A 20,532-nucleotide genomic window follows, 5' to 3' on the forward strand; every position below is an offset into this window, starting at 1 on the left:
CGACGACGAGCAGCAGAAACTGCTCGGCTACCTCAAGAAGGTCACCGGCGACCTCCGCCAGGCCCACCGCAGACTGCGGGAGATCGAGGCCGCCGGCACCGAACCCATCGCCATCGTCGGCATGGGCTGCCGGCTCCCCGGCGGCGTCCGCTCCCCCCAGGACCTGTGGCAGCTCCTGGACCGGGCCGGCGACGGCATGTCCACGTTCCCGGTCGACCGCGACTGGGACCTGGACCGGCTCTTCGGCCCCGACTCGACCCTGCCCGGCACCAGCCACGCCCGCGAAGGCGGATTCACCTACGACGCCACCGAGTTCGACCCCGCCTTCTTCGGCCTCAGCCCCCGCGAAGCCCTCGCCATGGACCCGCAGCAGCGCATGCTGCTCCAGGCGTCCTGGGAGGCGTTCGAGCACGCGGGCATCGACCCCACCACCCTGAAGAACACCGACACCGGCGTCTTCGTCGGCGCCGCCTCCACCGGCTACGGCTCCCACCTCACCGAGCTTCCGCAGGGCGTCGAGGGCTACCTCCTCACCGGCAACTCCATGGCCGTCGCCTCCGGCCGCATCGCGTACACCCTGGGCCTCAAGGGCCCGGCCGTCACCGTCGACACGGCCTGCTCCTCCTCCCTGGTCGCCCTCCACATGGCCGTCCAGTCGCTGCGCTCCGGCGAGTGCTCCCGGGCGCTCGTCGGCGGCGTCACCGTCATGTCGACCCCCGGCATGTTCCTCGAATTCAGCCGCCAGCAGGGCCTGTCCGCCGACGGCCGCTGCAAGGCCTTCTCCGACGACGCCGACGGCACCGGCTGGTCCGAGGGCGCGGGCCTCATCGTCCTCACCCGGCTCTCCGACGCCCTCCGCGACGGTCACCGCGTCCTCGCCGTGGTGCGCGGCACGGCCGTCAACCAGGACGGCGCCTCCAACGGCCTCACCGTGCCCAACGGCCCCTCGCAGCAGCAGGTCATCCGCCAGGCCCTGGAGAACGCCCGCCTGACCCCGGCGGACGTGGACGCCGTCGAGGCGCACGGCACGGGGACGAAGCTGGGCGACCCGATCGAGGCGCAGGCCCTCCTCGCCACGTACGGCAAGGACCGCCCGGCGGGCCGGCCGCTCTGGCTCGGCTCGGTCAAGTCGAACATCGGGCACACCCAGGCCGCCGCCGGGGTCGCCGGCGTCATGAAGATCGTCCTGGCCCTGCGGAACGAGTCCCTGCCGAAGACCCTGTACGCGGAGAAGCCGTCGACCCACGTCGACTGGGCGGCGGGCGGCGTCGAACTGCTCACCGAGGCCCGCGACTGGCCCCGGGGCGAGCGCCCCCGTCGCGCGGGCATCTCGTCCTTCGGCATCAGCGGGACGAACGCCCACGTCATCGTGGAAGAGGCCCCCGCCCCCCAGGCGCCCGAACCCGCCCCGGACGCACCGGAACCCGCCCCGGAGGAGCGCCCCGCCGGGGCCGTGAACCCGCCCGTGCTGCCCTGGCCGCTCTCCACCCGGCAGCCGGAGGCCCTTCCCGTACTCGCGGCCCGCCTCCACACCTCCCTGACCGCCCACCCGCGCACCCGCCCCCAGGACGTCGGCCGCACCCTGGCCACGGGCCGCGCCGCGTTCGAGCACCGGGCCGTGGTCCTGGCCGCCGACGCCGCATCCGCCCGGGACGCCCTGACCGCCCTTTCCACCGGCGCCCCCACCACGGCCGCCCACCTCGTCACGGGCACCCCCACCGCCCGAGGAGGCGGCCGGTCCCGGCGCCGCCTCGCCTTCGTCTTCTCCGGCCAGGGCGGCCAGCGGGCCGGCATGGGCCGCGAACTGGCCGACGCCTTCCCGGTGTTCGCGAACGCGTTGGACGAGGTGTGCGGTCACTTCGACGGGCTGCGCGAGGTGATGAACGGGGACGCGGAGGCCCTGAAGAACACCGGCTGGGCGCAGCCCGCCCTCTTCGCGGTCGAGGTCGCGTTGTACCGCCTGGTCGAGTCGTGGGGCGTCCGCCCGGACTGTCTCGTCGGCCACTCGGTGGGCGAGCTGGCCGCCGCGCACGTCGCCGGGGTGCTGCCCCTGGCGGACGCGTGCCGCCTGGTCTCCGCCCGTGCGACGCTCATGCGGGCGCTGCCGTCCGGCGGGGCGATGTGGGCCGTACGGGCGACGGCGGACGAAGTCGTTCCGCTGCTCACCGAGGGCGTCTCGCTCGCGGCGGTGAACGCGCCCGGCCAGGTCGTCGTCTCCGGAACGCGCGAGGCCGTCGAGGCGGTGGCCGAACAGCTCACCGACCGCCAGGGCCGCTGGCTGGACGTCAGCCACGCCTTCCACTCACCCCTCATGGACCCGATGCTGGCCGAGTTCCGGGCGGCGGCGGGCCGGCTGACCTACACGGCCCCGAGCATCCCGATCGTCTCGACACTCACCGGCAAAACCGTCACCGAGTTCACCGCCGCCTACTGGGCCGACCAGGTCCGCGGCACCGTCCGCTTCGCCGACGCCATCACCCACGCCAAGGACCTCGGCATCATCCGGTTCCTGGAGCTGGGCCCCGACGCCACCCTGACCGGCGCCATCGACGAGACCTGCGACGGCGGCGTCCTCACCCTGGCCGCGCTGCGCCGCAACCTGCCCGAACCGTCCACCCCGGTCCGCGCCCTGGCCCAGCTCTGGGCCGACGGCCACCCCGTCGACTGGCGCCCCTTCTACGACGCCACGGACGCGGAGTTCACCGACCTCCCGACGTATCCGTTCGCCCGGGACCGCTACTGGATGCAGAACCCCGAGGGCGCCCGGCCCCGCCCGGCGCGCGACGCCACGGACCGCCTCCGGTACGAGGTCTCCTGGACCCCGCTCCCGGCGCCCGGCCCCGACGCGCCGGACGGTGACTGGCTGCTCGTCGAACGGGCGGACACCCAGGACGTGTGGGCGGACGCGCTCGCGGAGGAACTGACCGCCCGGGGCGCGGAGGTGGCGCGCCTGCGGCTCGGCTCCGACGAGCTGGAGCGGCCGGCGCTGGCCGCCCGGCTCGGTGAGTTCGCCGGTCACGCGCGTGTGGTGTCGTTCCTCGGCCAGGACGAGTCCGGGCCGGCCGGCGTGGCCGCCTCGGCCGTGCTCGTGCAGTCCCTGGGCGACGCGGGCATCGCGGGCCCGGTGTGGTGGGTGACCTCGGGTGCCGTCGCGGCGGGTCCGGGGGACGTGGTGGCACATCCGGTGCGTGCTGGTGTGTGGGGTCTCGGCCGGGTCGTGGCGCTGGAGGAGCCGGGCCGCTGGGGCGGTCTGGTGGACGTTCCGGAGTCGGTGTCGCGGGATTCCGTCGACCGGCTGGCCGAGGTGCTGTCGGGTGGGTACGGGGACGAGGACGAGGTCGCCGTACGCGGTGGCGCGGTCCTCGGCCGCCGTCTCGTGCCGGCGGTCGCCCGGCCGGGGGAGGAGTCCTGGTCGCCGTCGGGGACCGTGCTGGTCTCCGGTGGTACAGGCGCGCTCGGCGCCCGCGTGGCGCGTTGGGTGGTGGAGCGGGGCGCGGAGCGCGTCGTTCTCCTCAGCCGGCGCGGCTTGGACGCGGACGGCGCCCCGGAACTGCGGGAGGAACTGACGGGGCTGGGCGCGGAGGTCGACGTCGTGGCCTGTGATGTGGCCGTACGGGAGGACGTGGAGACGCTCTTCTCCCGGTTCGACGTTTCGGCGGTCGTGCACACGGCCGGTGTTCTGGACGACGGGGTGGTGGACGGTCTGACGCCCGAGCGTGTGGCCGGGGTGTGGGGGGCGAAGGCGCAGGGCGCCTGGAACCTCCACCATGCTTCCCTGAAAAGGGAGTTGGACGCGTTCGTGTTGTTCTCGTCGGCTGCCGGTGTGTGGGGCGGTGCGGGGCAGGGTGCGTACGCGGCGGCGAACGCGGCGCTGGACGGGCTGGCGGAGTACCGCCGTTCGCAAGGGCTGGTCGCGTCCTCGATCGGCTGGGGGCCCTGGGCGGAGGGCGGTATGGCGGACGACGCCACCGTCCTCGCCCGCGCCGCGCGGGGCGGGCTGACCCCGCTGGCCCCCGAGGCCGCCCTCGGTGTCCTCGCCTCGGCCTCCGGCTGTGTGACGGTCGCGGACGTGGACTGGGAGCGGTTCGTCCCTGGGATGACCGCACTGCGCGCCAACCGGCTCTGGGACGAGCTGGCCCCGCGCGCCCCGGAGCGCCCGGCCGCCACCGCCGGAGGGCTGCGGGAGCGGCTGGCCGGAACGGCGGGCGCCGCACGGCGCTCGCTGGTGCGGGATGTGGTGCGCGGCCAGGTCGCGGCCGTGCTCGGCTTCGCGAGCCCGGCGGCCGTGGAGGTCACGAAGGCCTTCCGGGACCTGGGCTTCGACTCCCTCACCGCCGTCGAACTCCGCAACGCCCTCACCGCCGAGACCGGCCTCACTCTCGCCTCGACGGTGGTTTTCGACTACCCCTCCGTCGAAGCGCTGACCACCTACGTCGTCACTGAGATGTTCGGCGCGGACGCGGCGGACGCCGAGCCCGGCACCGGCCAGGACGTCAGGCCCACGCTCCAGGCCGTGGCGGACGATCCGGTGGTCGTGGTGGGCATGGGCTGCCGCTTCCCGGGCGGGGCCGACTCGCCGGAGGCCCTGTGGCGGCTGCTCACGGAGGGCACCGACGCCCTCGGCGGCTTCCCCGCGGACCGGGGCTGGGACCTCAGCGGCGGCGCCCACGGCTTCGCACCCGTCGGCGGCTTCGTCTCCGGCGCGACCGACTTCGACGCCGACCTGTTCGGCATCTCGCCCCGCGAGGCCCTGGCCATGGACCCCCAGCAGCGGCTGCTCCTCGAAGTCGCCTGGGAGTCCCTGGAACGCGCGGGCATCGCCCCGTACGCCCTGCGCGGCCTCCCGGTCGGCGTCTTCGCCGGAACCAACGGTCAGGACTACGCGGCCCTGCTCGCCGTCGCCGGCGAATCGGGCGACGGCTACGGCGGCACAGGCAACTCTGGCAGCGTGCTGTCCGGCCGGGTCGCGTACGCGCTCGGTCTGGAGGGCCCGGCGGTCACGATCGATACGGCGTGTTCGTCGTCGTTGGTGGCGATGCATCTGGCGGCGCAGGCGTTGCGGTCGGGGGAGTGCGATCTCGCGTTGGCCGGTGGTGTGACGATCATGTCGACGCCGGGTGCGTTCGTGGAGTTCGAGCGGCAGGGTGGTCTGGCCGGGGACGGCCGGTGCAAGGCGTTCTCGGACGACGCGGACGGTACGGGGTGGGGTGAGGGCGTCGGCGTCCTCGTCCTGGAACGCCTCTCCGACGCCCAGCGCAAGGGACACCAGATCCTGGCCGTCTTGCGTGGCTCGGCGGTCAACCAGGACGGCGCGAGCAACGGTCTCACCGCCCCCAACGGCCCGTCCCAGCAGCGCGTCATCCGCCAGGCCCTGGCCCACGCCCGGCTGTCCCCGGCGGACGTGGACGCCGTCGAGGCGCACGGCACGGGGACGAAGCTCGGGGACCCCATCGAGGCGCAGGCCCTGCTGGCCACGTACGGCCAGGACCGGCCCGAGGGACAGCCGTTGTGGCTCGGCTCCATCAAGTCGAACATCGGGCACACGCAGGCGGCGGCCGGGGTCGCCGGGGTCATGAAGATGATCCTGGCGCTGCGGAACGAGACGCTGCCGCGGTCGCTGCACGTCGGCACCCCGTCCACGCACGTCGACTGGACAGCGGGCGCGGTCGAGCTGCTGTCCGAACCCCGCGCCTGGCCCCGGTCCGAACGGACCCGCCGCGTCGGGATCTCCTCCTTCGGGGTCAGCGGGACGAACGCCCACGTCATCATCGAGGAGGCTCCGGAACCGGCAGGCGCCCCGGACCCCGTCGCGGATCTCACCCTTCCCCTCGTGCCCTGGCTGGTGTCCTCGAAGTCGGCGTCCGGCCTCACCGGCCAGACCCGGCGGCTCGCGTCCGGTACGGAGGGCCTGAACGCGGCCGATGTGGCCCTGTCCCTGGCCACGACCCGGGCGGCCCTGGAGCACCGGGCCGTCGTCCTCGGAACGGACGCCGACGAACTGCGCGCCCGCCTAGGAGAACCCCTGGCCCCGGTCGTCGCCCGCGACGGCCTGACCGGCTTCGTCTTCTCCGGCCAGGGCGGGCAGCGGGTCGGTATGGGCCGTGAACTGGCCGCTGCCTTCCCGGTGTTCGCGCAGGCCCTGGACGAGGTGTGCGATTACTTCGACGGGCTGCGCGAGGTGATGTTCGGTGACGCGGAGGCCCTGAAGAACACCGGCTGGGCGCAGCCCGCGCTGTTCGCGGTCGAGGTCGCGTTGTACCGGTTGGTCGAGTCGTGGGGTGTGCGTCCGGACTATCTGGTCGGTCACTCGGTGGGTGAGCTGGCCGCCGCGCATGTGGCCGGGGTGCTGTCCCTGGCGGACGCGGCCCTGCTGGTCTCCGCCCGCGCCGGCCTGATGCGGGCGCTGCCATCGGGCGGTGCGATGTGGGCCGTACGCGCCACGGCGGACGAGATCACGCCGCTGCTGGTGGAGGGCGCGTCCCTGGCGGCGGTCAACGCGCCGGGGCAGGTCGTCGTCTCGGGCACGCGCGAGGCCGTCGAAGCGGTCGCCGCGCGGCTCACCAACCGCCAGGGCCACTGGCTGGAGGTCAGCCACGCGTTCCACTCGGCGCTGATGGACCCGATGCTGGCCGAGTTCAAGGCGGCGGCCAACGAGCTGACGTACGAGACGCCCCGCATCCCGATCGTGTCCACGCTGACCGGCGAACCCGTCACCGAGTTCACCGCCGCCTACTGGGCGGACCAAGTGCGCGGCACGGTCCGCTTCGCGGACGCGATCACCTGTGCCAAGGACCTCGGCGTCACCCGCTTCCTCGAACTGGGCCCGGACGCGAGCCTCGTGGGCGCGATCGGGGAGACCGACGAGGATGCCTTCGTCGTGGCGGCCCTCAGCCGCAAGCAGCCCGAGCCCACCACCGCCGTCACGACCCTCGCCCGGCTCTGGGCCGACGGGGCCGAGGTCGACTGGGCGGCGTTCTATGCCCCGACCGGCGCCCGGGTGGTCGATCTCCCCACGTACGCCTTCCAGCACCAGCGCTACTGGCCGGATGTGCGGCGAGGGGCATCGGCGGCGGCCCCGGCGGCCGATACCGCGTTCTGGGACGCGGTGGAGCGCGGGGACGACGAGCTGTTCGCCGCCGAGTTCGGTGTCGACGCGGGAGCACCGCTGCGGGACACGCTTCCCGCGTTCGCGGCCTGGCAGCGGAGGCGTCGGGAGCGCGAGGCGGCGGACAGGCTGCGCTATGAGGTGTCCTGGACACCGCTCCAGCCGTCCGGAGCCGACCGGCCGCGCGGCTGGCTGCTCGTCGAACGAGCGGACGCCGAGGACGTGTGGGCGGACGCGCTCGCGGAGGAGCTGACGGCGGGCGGCGCGCAGGTGGCGCGGCTGCGGCTCGGCTCCGACGATCTGGAGCGGGCGGCGCTGGCGGCCCGGCTCGGTGAGTTCGCCGGTCAGGAGCGGGTGGTGTCGTTCCTGGGCCAGGACGAGGCAGGTTCGGCCGGTGTCGCGGCCTCGGCCCTTCTGACGCAGGCGCTGGGCGACGCGGGAGTCGACCGCCCGGTGTGGTGGGTGACCTCGGGTGCCGTCGCGGCGGGTCCGGGGGACGCGGTGGCACATCCGGTGCGTGCTGGTGTGTGGGGTCTTGGCCGGGTTGTGGCCCTGGAAGAACCGGGGCGTTGGGGCGGTCTGGTGGACGTTCCGGAGTCGGTGTCGCGGGATTCCGTCGGCCGTCTGGCCGAGGTGCTGTCGGGTGGGTATGGGGACGAGGACGAGGTCGCCGTACGCGGTGGCGCGGTCCTGGGCCGCCGGCTGGCGCCGGCGGTCGCCCGGTCGGGGGAGGAGTCCTGGTCGCCGTCGGGGACCGTGCTGGTCTCCGGTGGTACGGGGGCGCTGGGTGCCCGCGTGGCGCGGTGGGCCGTCGAGCGGGGCGCGGAGCACATGGTCCTCATCAGTCGGCGCGGCTTGGACGCGGACGGCGCCCCGGAGCTGCGCGAGGAACTGTCGGGGCTGGGCGCGGAGGTCGACGTCGTGGCCTGTGATGTGGCCGTACGGGAGGACGTGGAGGCGCTCTTCTCCCGGTTCGACGTCTCGGCGGTTGTGCACACGGCCGGTGTCCTGGACGACGGGGTGGTGGACGGTCTGACGCCCGAGCGTGTGGCCGGGGTGTGGGGGGCGAAGGCGCAGGGCGCCTGGAACCTCCATCATGCTTCCTTGGCAAGGGAGTTGGACGCGTTCGTGTTGTTCTCGTCGGCTGCCGGTGTGTGGGGCGGTGCGGGGCAGGGTGCGTACGCGGCGGCGAACGCGGCGCTGGACGGGCTGGCGGAGTACCGCCGTTCGCAAGGGCTGGTCGCGTCCTCGATCGGCTGGGGGCCCTGGGCGGAGGGCGGTATGGCGGACGACGCCACCGTCCTCGCCCGGATGGACCGGGGCGGCGTACGGCCGCTCGACCCCGCCACCGCGCTCGACGTCCTGGGCTCCGCGTACGGCTGCTTCGCCGTGGCCGATATGGACTGGGAACGGTTCGTCCCGTCCGTGACGGCGCTCCGGGCCAACCGGTTCTGGGACGAGGTCGCCCCGCACCGGCCGGAGTCCGCGCCCGCCGGGGCCGGGGGACTGGGTGAGCGGCTGGCCGGACTGTCGGACGTGGCCCGGCGGGCGCTGGTGACGGATGTGGTGCGCGGCCGGGTGGCCGCCGTCCTCGGGTTCGCGGACCCGGCCGCCGTGGAGGTGTCGCGGGCCTTCAAGGACCTGGGCTTCGACTCCCTCACCGCCGTCGAACTCCGCAACGCCCTCACCGCCGAGACCGGACTCAAGCTCCCCTCGACGCTCGCCTTCGACCACCCGACCACCTTGGCCCTCACCGACTTCCTGCTCGGTGAACTCGCCGGAGACACGGCCGGACAGGTCCGGGACCTGGCCGCCGAACTGGACCGGATCGAAACGGCCCTGCTGGCCCTGCCCGCCGCCGAGTGCGCACGGCTGCGCGTCGCCCCGCGCCTGCAACAACTGATGAAACGCCTGGATGGTGCGCCGTCCGCCCCGGACACCGGGGACCTCTCGGCAAAGATCGAAGCCGCTACGTCCGACGACATCTTTGCTCTTATCGACCATGAGATCGGGAAGCGGTGAGCTTGATGAGTAACGAGGACAAGCTTCTCGGGTACTTGAAGAAGGTCACGCTTGAGCTTCACGAGACCAAGCAGCGCCTGCACAGCGTGGAGACCGCCGGTACCGAACCCGTGGTCGTCGTCGGCATGGGCTGCCGTTTCCCGGGCGGGGTGAACTCCCCGGAAGAACTCTGGCGCCTGGTCGCGGACGGCGTCGACGCCCTCGGCCCCTTCCCCCCGGACCGGGGCTGGGACGGCCACCGGGGCACCGGCGGCTTCGTCGAGGGCGCGGCGGACTTCGACGCCGGGCTGTTCGGCATCTCGCCGCGCGAGGCGCTGGCCATGGACCCGCAGCAGCGGTTGCTCCTCGAAGTCGTCTGGGAGTCCCTGGAACGCGCGGGCATCGCCCCGTACGCCCTGCGCGGTCTCCCGGTCGGCGTCTTCGCCGGGACGAACGGTCAAGACTATCCGGCGGCCCTGGCCATGGCGGGGGAGTCCGCCGAGGGCTATGGCGGCACGGGCAGCTCGGGCAGCGTGCTGTCCGGCCGGGTCGCGTACGCGCTCGGTCTGGAGGGCCCGGCGGTCACGATCGATACGGCGTGTTCGTCGTCGTTGGTGGCGATGCATCTGGCGGCGCAGGCGTTGCGGTCGGGGGAGTGCGATCTCGCGTTGGCCGGTGGTGTGACGATCATGTCGACGCCGGGTGCGTTCGTGGAGTTCGAGCGGCAGGGCGGTCTGGCCGGGGACGGCCGGTGCAAGGCGTTCTCGGACGACGCGGACGGTACGGGGTGGGGTGAGGGCGTCGGCGTCCTCGTCCTGGAACGCCTCTCCGACGCCCGCCGCAAGGGCCACCAGATCCTGGCGGTCCTGCGCGGCAGTGCGGTCAACCAGGACGGCGCCTCCAACGGCCTGACCGCCCCGAACGGCCCGTCGCAGCAGCGCGTCATCCGCCAGGCCCTCGCCAACTCCGGACTGACGGCCGCCGAGGTGGACGCGGTGGAGGCGCACGGCACGGGGACGAAGCTGGGTGACCCGATCGAGGCGCAGGCGCTCCTTGCCACGTACGGTCAGGACCGCCCATCCGACCGGCCGTTGTGGCTGGGCTCGGTCAAGTCGAACATCGGGCACACGCAGGCGGCGGCCGGGGTCGCCGGGGTCATGAAGATGATCCTGGCGCTGCGGAACGAGACGCTGCCGCGGTCGCTCCACGTCGGCACCCCGTCCACGCACGTCGACTGGACAGCGGGCGCGGTCGAGCTGCTGTCCGAACCCCGCGCCTGGCCCCTGTCCGAACGGACCCGCCGCGCGGGCGTGTCGTCCTTCGGTATCAGCGGGACGAACGCCCACGTGATCATCGAGGAGGCCCCGGCCGCCGAGGAGGCCCCGGAACCGGCAGCCGACCCGGACCCCGCCGCGGGCGTCACCCTGCCCCTGGTCCCGTGGCTCGTCTCCGCGAAGACGGCGGCCGGGCTCGCGGACCAGGCCCGCCGCCTGGCCGCCGGGACCGTCGGCGCGGACGCGGCCGATGTCGGCCTCTCCCTGGCCACCACCCGGGCCGGCCTGGAACACCGGGCCGTCGTGCTCGGCACGGACACCGACACCCTGCGCACCCGCCTCGGAGAGGAACTGGCCCCGGTCACCGCCCGGGGTGGTCTCACCGCCTTCGTGTTCTCCGGCCAGGGCAGCCAGCGCGTCGGCATGGGCCGCGAACTGGCCGCTGCCTTCCCGGTGTTCGCGCAGGCCCTGGACGAGACGTGCGCGCACTTCGACGGACTGCGCGAGGTAATGCATGGTGACGCGGAGGCGCTGAAGAACACCGGCTGGGCGCAGCCCGCGCTCTTCGCCGTCGAAGTCGCGCTGTACCGGCTGGTCGAGTCCTGGGGCGTCCGCCCGGACTATCTCGTCGGTCACTCGGTGGGCGAACTGGCCGCCGCGCACGTCGCCGGGGCGCTGTCCCTCGCCGACGCCGCCCGGCTGGTCTCCGCCCGCGCCACGCTCATGCGGGCCCTGCCGTCCGGCGGTGCGATGTGGGCCGTACGGGCCACGGCGGACGAGGTGACGCCGCTGCTCACCGAGGGCGTCTCGCTCGCGGCCGTGAACGCACCGGGCCAGGTCGTCGTCTCCGGGACGCGCGAGGCCGTCGAAGCGGTCGCCGCGCGGCTCACCGACCGCCAGGGCCGGTGGCTGGAGGTCAGCCACGCCTTCCACTCCCCGCTGATGGACCCGATGCTGGCCGAGTTCACGGCAGCCGCGAGCGGGCTGACGTACGAGACGCCCCGCACCCCGATCGTCTCCACGCTCACCGCCGAACCCGTCACCGAGTTCACCGCCGCCTACTGGGCCGACCAGGTGCGCGGCACCGTCCGCTTCGCGGACGCCATCACCCGGCTCAAGGGCCTCGGCGTCACCCGCTTCCTCGAACTCGGCCCGGACGCGAGCCTCGTGGGCGCCGTCGGGGAGACCGACGAGGACGCCTTCGCCGTCGCGGCTCTCAGCCGCAAGCAGCCCGAGCCCACCACCGCCGTGACGTCCCTGGCCCGGCTCTGGGCGGCCGGGGCGGACGTCGACTGGGCGGCGTTCTACGCCCCGACCGGCGCCCGGGTCATCGACCTGCCCACGTACGCCTTCCAGCACCAGCGCTACTGGCCGACCGCCCGGCTCACCGCGGGCTCCGTGCCGCTCGGGTCCGTCGGGGCCGGGCACCCGCTGCTCCAGGCGGTCATCAGCCTGGCGGACTCCGGGGACGTGCTGTTCCTCGGCGGGCTCTCGGCCCAGGCGCAGCCCTGGATCGCGGACCACCGGGTGGCCGGGCGGATCCTCTTCCCCGGCACCGGACTGCTCGACCTCGCCCTGTGCGCGGGGGAGCACACCGGCTGCGAACGGGTCGAGGAACTCACCCTGACGGCTCCCCTGGTCGTCCCGGAGACCGGCGTCGTCCACCTCCAACTCCTGGTCGGCGCCCCGGACCCCACCGGCTGCCGCTCCGTCCAGATCTCCACCCGGCAGGACGGCGAGCCCGCCGACCGGTGGACCCGCCACGCCACCGGCCTCCTCTCCCCGGCCCGGGACGAGGAACCGGTGTACGACCTCGGCCAGTGGCCCCCGGACGGGGCCACCGCACTGGACACGGACGGGCTCTACCCGGCGCTTGCCGGGCTCGGGCTCCAGTACGGACCCGTTTTCCGGGGGCTGCGCCGGGCCTGGTGGCGGGACGGCGAGATCTTCGTCGAGGCCCTGCTCGACGACCCCGCCCCGCTCTCCGGCGCCGACGCCCACCCGCTCCACCCGGCCGTCCTGGACTCCGTCCTGCACGCCATGGCGCTCGGCGCGCCCGGCGGCGAAGGCGGGGACGGGAACGGGGAGGCGAGCGGACATCTGCCGTTCTCCTGGAACGGGGTGGCCCTGCACGCCGTCGGCGCCGGCGCCCTGCGGGCCCGGCTGACGCACCTCGGGCCCGACAGCGTCTCCGTCCAGGTCGCCGACGTCACCGGCCGGCCCGTCGCCGGAATCGAGGCGCTGACCCTCCGGCCGATGGCCCAGGACACGGGCGGCCCGGGGGACACCCGGGACACCGGATCCGCCGGTCCGGTGGACGCCCTCTTCCGCCTGGACTGGACGCGCATACCGGCCACCGAGCCCCCCTCCGGGCCGGACGCGCCCGTCCGGGCCCTGCTCGACGCGGACGGCGGCCCGGACATCTACCCCGATCTGGCGGCGCTGCGCACGGCCGTCGACGCCGGCCAGCCGCTGCCCGGCCTGGTCGTCACCAGGGCCCCGCGGCCGGCACCCGCCGCCGAGCACGCCGAGGAGTCCGCCGACCACGTCCACCTGGCCGTCCGGCGCACCCTCGCCCTCCTCCAGGACTGGCTCGCCGACGACCGCTTCGCCGACGCCCGGCTGCTCCTCGTCTGCGACGGGGCCGTGGCCGCCCGGAACGGGGAGAACGTACGCGACCTGGCCGGGGCCGCCGTCTGGGGCCTCGTACGGTCCGCCCAATCCGAACACCCCGACCGCATCCAACTCATCGACGCGCCGGGCGGGTTGGCCGAGGTCGCCGCCCTGGCCGCCGGCTCGGAGGAACCGCAGCTCGCCGTCCGGGACGGCGTACTCCTCGGCTGCCGGCTGGCCGCCGCGCCACCGGCCGGTCAGGCCCCCGCGTACGACCCGGACGGCACCGTCCTGGTCACCGGCGCCACCGGTGAGCTCGGCGGAGTGATCTCCCGCCACCTGGTCACCGCCCACGGCGTCCGCCGGCTGCTGCTCCTCAGCCGGCGCGGACCGGACGCGCCCGGCGCCGCCGCGCTCACCGATGCCCTCACCGAACTGGGCGCCGACGTCAGCCTCCTCGCCTGCGACACCGCCGACCGGGATGCCCTAGCCGCCGCCCTCGCCACGATCCCCGCCGACCACCCGCTGACCGGCGTCGTGCACACCGCCGGGGTCCTCGCCGACGCGACCGTCACGTCCATGACGCCCGAGCAGGTCGCGCACGTCCTGCGCCCCAAGGTGGACGCCGCCCTCCACCTGCACGCGCTGACGCGCGACGCCGACCTGTCGGCGTTCGTCCTCTACTCCTCCGTCTCCGCAGCCCTCGGCGCGCCCGGGCAGGGCAACTACGCCGCCGCCAACGCCTTCCTCGACGCGCTCGCCCAGCGCCGCCGCGCCGAAGGACTCCCCGCGCTCTCCCTGGGCTGGGGCCTGTGGGACGGCTCCGGCGAGATGACCGGGGACCTCGGCGCGGCCGACCGGCGGCGCATGGCCCGGGGCGGCATGGTGCCGCTGAGCGCCGCCGACGGCACCACGCTGTTCGACCTCGCGCCGGCCGCCGGGCACGCCGTCGTGCTGCCCGTCCGCCTCGACCTCGCCGTGCTGCGCGCCTCCGCCGACCATCTGCCGCCCGTCTTCCGGGGCCTCGTCCGCGCCCCGAAACGCCGCGCGGCCACCGCCGGAACCGCCGCCGCCCACTCGCTCGCCGACCGGCTCACCGCGCTCCCCGACGACGAACGGCTCACCGCGCTGAGCGATCTCGTCCGGGAACGGGCCGCCACCGTCCTCGGCCACGGCTCCGCCGACGACGTCGCCCCCGACGTGCCCTTCCGCGACCTCGGCTTCGACTCGCTGACCGCCGTCGAACTGCGCAACCACCTCAACGCCGCCACCGGCCTCCGGCTCTCCGCCACCCTCGTCTTCGACCACCCCACCGCCGAGGCCGTCGCCCGCCACGTCCGGGACCGGCTCTTCGGCGAGGAACCGGGCGGATCCGCCGCCCCCGTGCGCCGCCCCCGCCGCGCCGACGCCGACGACCCCGTCGTCATCGTCGGCATGGCCTGCCGCTACCCCGGCGGCGTCCGCGACCCCGAAGGGCTGTGGGACCTCGTCCGCTCCGGCGCCGACGGCGTCACCCCCTTCCCCGAGGACCGGGGCTGGGACCTCGACCGGCTCTACGACGCCGACCCCGACACCGGAGGCGCCAGCTACGTACGCGAAGGCGGATTCCTGCACGAGGCCGCCGAGTTCGACGCCGCGTTCTTCGGGATCTCGCCGCGCGAAGCCCTCGTCATGGACCCGCAGCAGCGCCTCCTGCTGGAAACCTCCTGGGAGGCCGTCGAATCGGCCGGCATCGACCCGGCCACCCTGCGCGGCCGGCGCACCGGAGTCTTCGCGGGCGTCATGTACCACGACTACCTGGCCCGGCTGCACACCGTCCCCCAGGGCGCCGAGGGCTTTCTCGGCACCGGATCGGCCGGCAGCGTCGTCACCGGCCGCGTCGCCTACCTGATGGGCCTCGAAGGCCCCGCCGTCACCGTCGACACCGCCTGCTCCTCCTCCCTGGTCTCCCTGCACCTCGCGGCGCAGGCCCTGCGCGACGGCGAGTGCGACACCGCGCTGGCCGGCGGCGTCACCGTCATGGCCACCCCCGGAACGTTCATCGACTTCAGCCGGCAGCGCGGCCTCGCCCCCGACGGCCGCTGCAAGTCCTTCTCCTCCACCGCCGACGGCACCGGCTGGGCCGAAGGCGTCGGCATGGTCCTCCTCGAACGGCTCTCCGACGCCCGCCGCCACGGCCACGCCGTCCTCGCCGTCGTCCGGGGCTCCGCCGTCAACCAGGACGGCGCCTCCAACGGGCTCACCGCCCCCAACGGCCCCGCCCAGCAACGCGTCATCCGCCAGGCGCTCGACCGTGCCGGACTGCGCCCCGCCGACGTCGACGCCGTCGAGGGCCACGGCACCGGAACCGTCCTCGGCGACCCCATAGAGGCCCAGGCCCTCCTGGCCACCTACGGCCAGGACCGGCCCGAGGACCGGCCGCTGTGGCTCGGCTCCCTCAAGTCCAACATCGGGCACGCCCAGGCCGCGGCCGGCGTCGGCGGCATCATCAAGATGGTGCAGGCCATGCGGCACGGCGTCCTCCCGCCGACCCTGCACGTCGACCGGCCCAGCGACGAGGTCGACTGGACCGGCGGACAGGTCGAACTGCTCACCGAGGCCGTGCCCTGGCCCGAGTCCGACCGCCCCCGCCGCGCCGGGGTCTCCTCCTTCGGCATCAGCGGCACCAACGCGCACGTCATCCTGGAGGCCCCGCCCGCACCGCGCACCACCGCCCCGGCCCCCGCCACCCGGCCCGCCCCGCCCGTCGTGCCGCTCCTGGTGTCGGCCCGCACCGAGGCCGCCGTCCCCGGCCAGGCCGCCGCCCTCCGCGACCATCTGGCCCGCGACCCCGCGATCGGCCCGCTCGACGCCGCGTACTCCCTCGCCACCACCCGCCCCCTCTTCGGCCACCGCGCGATCGCCGTCGCCGCCGACCGCGAAGGACTGCTCGCCGCGCTCGACGCCCTCGCCACCGGAACCCCCACCCCCGGCACCGCGCACGGCCGCGCCGCCGGGCCCCGCACCGCCGTGCTCTTCACCGGACAGGGCAGCCAGCGCACCGGCATGGGCAGCGAGCTGTACGCGGCGGCGCCCGTCTTCGCCGAAGCCCTGGACGCGGTCTGCGCCCACCTCGACACCGAACTCGGCACCTCCCTGCGCGAGGTGATGAACGGCGACGAGGAGGCCCTCGCCCGTACGGGATACGCGCAGCCCGCGCTGTTCGCCCTGGAAGTGGCGCTCCACCGGCTGCTGGAGTCCTACGGCTTCGTGCCCGACCGGGTCGCCGGGCACTCGGTCGGCGAACTGGCCGCCGCCCATGTGGCGGGCGTCCTCACCCTGGAGGACGCCTGCCGGCTCGTCGCGGCCCGCGCCCGGCTCATGGAGGCGCTCCCCCCGGGCGGCACGATGCTCGCCCTGCGCGCCACCGAGGAGGAGGTCGCGCCCCTGCTCGGCCCCGGTGTGGACCTCGCCGCCGTCAACGGGCCCCGGTCCGTGGTCCTCTCCGGCGAGGAGGACGCCGTCCTCGCCCTCGCCGCGCGGTTCCCGGACCGCCGCGCCAGACCGCTGCGGGTCAGCCACGCCTTCCACTCGGCCCGGATGGACCCCATGCTGGAGGAGTTCCGCCGGGTCGCCGCGTCCGTGACCTACCACCCGGCGACGATCCCCGTCGTGGCGACCGGAGGCACCCTCGCCGACGCGCCGGACGCCTTCGCGACCCCCGAGTACTGGGTGCGGCAGGTCCGCGAGACCGTGCGCTTCCACGACGCCGTCACCCGGCTGCGCGCCGAGGGCACCGGCACCTTCGTCGAACTCGGCCCCGACCCCGTCCTCACCGCCGCCGTCGGCGAATGCCTCGCCCCCGACGACACCACCGAGGCCGCCGGAGCCGCCCCCGTCGTGCGCGTCGCCGCCCTGCGCCGGGGCCGCTCCGAGACCGGGACGCTCGCCGCCGCCCTCGCCCCGCTGCTCGTCCACAAAAACGCCGTACGGCGCCCGGAGTTCTACGAGGGCACGGGGGCGCGCCGCGTCGACCTGCCGACGTACGCCTTCCACCACCAGCGGTACTGGGCCGAGAACGCCGCCGTCCCCGCCGATCTGGCCGGCGCCGGACTCAGCGGCGCCGAGCATCCCCTGCTCGGCGCGTGCGTCCCGCTCTCCGGCGGCGGGACCGTCTGCACCGGGCGGCTCTCCACCGCCGCCCACCCGTGGCTCGCCGACCACCTCGTCGCCGGGACCCCGCTGCTGCCCGGCACCGCACTCGTCGACCTGGCCGTGCACGCCGCCGACCACGCCGGCTGCGGAGGCGTCGACGAACTGGTGCTGTCCGCGCCCCTGCCCCTGGACGCCGACGGCCGGCAGCTCCAGGTCCTGACCGCGCCCGAGGGCACCGACGGCCACCACACCGTACGGATCTCCTCACGGCCCGCCGACGCCCCCGCGGACACCCCCTGGACCCTCCACGCCACCGGCACCCTCGCCCCCGCCGCCCCCGAGGCGGACCCCTTCGACACCGCCGCCTGGCCGCCGCCCGGCGCCGCCGACGTGCCGCTCGACGGGCTCTACGACGACCAGGACCCGGACGGGACCGGCACCGCCTACGGACCGGCCTTCCAGGGACTCGTCGCCGCCTGGCGCCGGGACGGCGAGCTCTACGCCGACGTGGCCCTGCCCGAACCGGTCCCGGACGACACCGGACGCTACGGGCTGCACCCCGCCCTCCTGGACGCGGCCCTGCACGGACTCGCCCATCTGCTGCCCGGCGCCGCCGGACGGCTCGTCCCGTTCTCCTTCGCGGGCGCCGCCCTCCACGCCCAGGGCGCCACCGCGCTGCGCGTACGGCTCACCGCGACCGGCCCCGACCAGGTGGCGCTCAGCGCCGCCGACCCCGAGGGCCGGCCGGTCGCCTCGATCGCCTCGCTCACCCTGCGCCCCCACGCCGCCGCCCCCCGCCCCCGCGAGACGCCCGCCGCCGACGGATTGTTCCGCGTCGACTGGCAGCCGGTGCCCGTACCGCACCGGGAGACGGAGACCGGATACGACCGCTGCGCCCTCGTCGGCGCCGACGCGCTCGGCATCATGGACCCGCTGACCGAAGCGGGCGTGTGGACCGAGTCGTTCGCCGATCTGGAGGCCCTGTCGGCCGCCGCGTCGGCGGGCATGACGCTCCCCGACACCGTCCTGGTCACCGTCGCCTCCGCCCCCGGGGCCGATCCCGCCCGCGCCCTGCGCGACCTCACCGGCGAGGCGCTGCGCACCGTCCAGCAGTGGACCGCCGACGAGCGGTTCGCCGGAGCACGCCTGGTCTTCGTCACCCGCGACGCGCTCGGCGACGGCACCGCACGCCCCGACGACCTGCCCGCCGCCGCGCTCTGGGGCCTGGTCCGCACCGCTCAGTCCGAGAACCCCGGCCGCTTCCACCTCGTCGACCTCGACACGGACGCGGCCTCCGTCCTCGCCCTGCCCGCCGCCTTCGCCACCGGAGAGCCCCAACTCGTCATTCGTGAAGGCGGGTTGAGGGCGGCCCGGCTGATCAGGGCCACCGCGCCCGAGGAGGCGGACACCCCCGCGTGGAACCCCGGGGGCACCGTGCTCCTCACCGGTGCCACCGGCGCCCTCGGCGGACTGGTCGCCCGCCACCTCGTCGCCGAGCACGGCGTACGGCATCTGCTGCTGCTCAGCCGCCGGGGACCCGACGCCCCCGGCGCCGCCCCCCTGCGCGACGCACTCACCGAACTCGGCGCCGAGGTCACCGTGGCCGCCTGCGACGCCGCCGACCGGGACGCGCTCGCCCGCGCCCTGGCCGCCGTCGACCCGGCACACCCGCTGACGGCCGTCGTCCACCTCGCCGGAGTCCTCGACGACGGCGTCCTCACCTCGCTCACCCCCGATCGGTTCGACGCGGTGCTGCGGGCCAAGGCCGACGCCGCCCTGCATCTGCACACCCTGACCCGGGACACCGCACTCGACGCCTTCGTGCTGTTCTCCTCGTCGGCCGCCACCTTCGGCACCCCCGGCCAGGCCAACTACGCCGCCGCCAACGCCTTCCTCGACGCCCTCGCCGAACAGCGGCGCGCCGACGGACTGCCCGCGATCTCGCTGGCCTGGGGCGCCTGGGAGCACGGCATGGCCCGGAAGCTCGACGGGGTCGACCGGGGCCGCATGGCCCGGGGAGGCGTCCTCGCGCTCGGCGACCGCGACGGACTCGCCCTGCTGGATGCCGCGCTCCGCGCGGACCGCGCGCAGTACGTGCCGCTGCGGCTCGACACGGCGGCCCTCGGCCCCGACCCCGCCCCGCTGCTGCGCGCCCTCGCCCGCCCCGCCGCCCGGCGCACCGCCGCCGCCGGACCGGCCCGCACCACCGCGGCCGGGCTGCGCGCCCTGACCGGGGCCGCCCGCCGCGACGCCGTCCTCGACCTGGTGCGCGGGGCCACCGCCACCGTCCTCGGCCACGCCTCCGCCGAGGCCGTCGAACCGGACCAGCCCTTCCTCGAACTCGGCCTGGACTCCCTCACCTCCGTCGAACTGCGCAACGCGGTGGCCGCCGCGACCGGACTGCGGCTCCCCGCCACCGTCGCCTTCGACCACGCCTCGCCCGTCGACCTGGCCGCCCACCTCGACACCCTGCTCGGCACCGGGCCGGACCCGGCGGACGACGGCGCGGACCCGGCACCCACCGGCCCCGACACCGACGAGACCATCGGCCGGCTGTTCCGCCGCGCCTGCGAGGAACGCCGGCTGCGCGAGGGCTTCGACCTGCTCCAGAGCGTCGCCCGCCTCCGGCCCACCTTCACCGACCCCGAGGAGGTGGACGCCTCGCCCACCTCCGTCCGCCTCGCCAAGGGCGACGAACCGGTCCGGCTGGTCTGCTTCGCCTCCCAGGTCGCGCTCGCCGGAGTCCACCAGTACGCCCGCTTCGCCTCGGCGTTCCGCGACGTCCGGGACGTCACCGCGCTCGCCGTCCCCGGATTCGCCCCCGGCGAGGCGCTGCCCGCCACCGAGGACGCCCTCATCGGACTGCTCGCCCGCATGGTGCGCGAACAGGTCGGGGACGCCCCCTGCGTCCTCCTCGGCTCGTCCTCCGGCGGCGTCCTCGCCTACGCCACGGCCGCCCGCCTCGAACAGGAGGGCCGCGCCCCCGCCGGAGTCGCCCTCATCGACACCTACGTCCCCGGGGACGACTCCCTCGGCCAGTTCGAGGACCAGCTCCTCGGCGGCATGTTCGAACGCGAGGCCGGCTTCGCGCGCATGGACGCCGCCCGGCTCTCCGCGATGAGCTGGTACTTCAACCTCCTCGGCGGCTGGCGACCCGGCCCCATCGCCTCGCCCGTGCTCCTCGTCCGGGCCGGCGAGCCCATGCCCGGCGGCGAGGGACTGGACCCCGAGAAGTGGCAGACCGGCTGGGACCGCGCCGACGACATCGTGAACGTGACCGGCAACCACTTCACGATGATGGAGGACCTGGCCCACACCACGGCGGACGCCGTGGACCGCTGGATCCGCGACCGCGAGCCGGGCCGCGACGAGCCCGGAACGAGCCCGGAATGACCGACGGCCCCC

The 20,532-nt window shown here is 75.2% G+C and carries 1 protein-coding gene and 1 pseudogene; both read left to right on the forward strand.

Translation table 11 applies throughout. The annotated features are described in order from the left end of the window. Nucleotides 1–7 precede the first annotated feature (7 nt). Nucleotides 8–8,881, forward strand: a pseudogene (locus ACWCXC_RS15990) (type I polyketide synthase); the annotation flags it as partial. A gap of 251 nt (nt 8,882–9,132) precedes the next feature. Next, a complete protein-coding gene (locus ACWCXC_RS15995; RefSeq protein WP_450889257.1) occupies nt 9,133–20,520 on the forward strand; it encodes a type I polyketide synthase in 11,388 nt (3,795 codons plus the stop codon). Nucleotides 20,521–20,532 lie beyond the last annotated feature (12 nt).

This window comes from Streptomyces sp. NPDC001515, assembly GCF_053597115.1.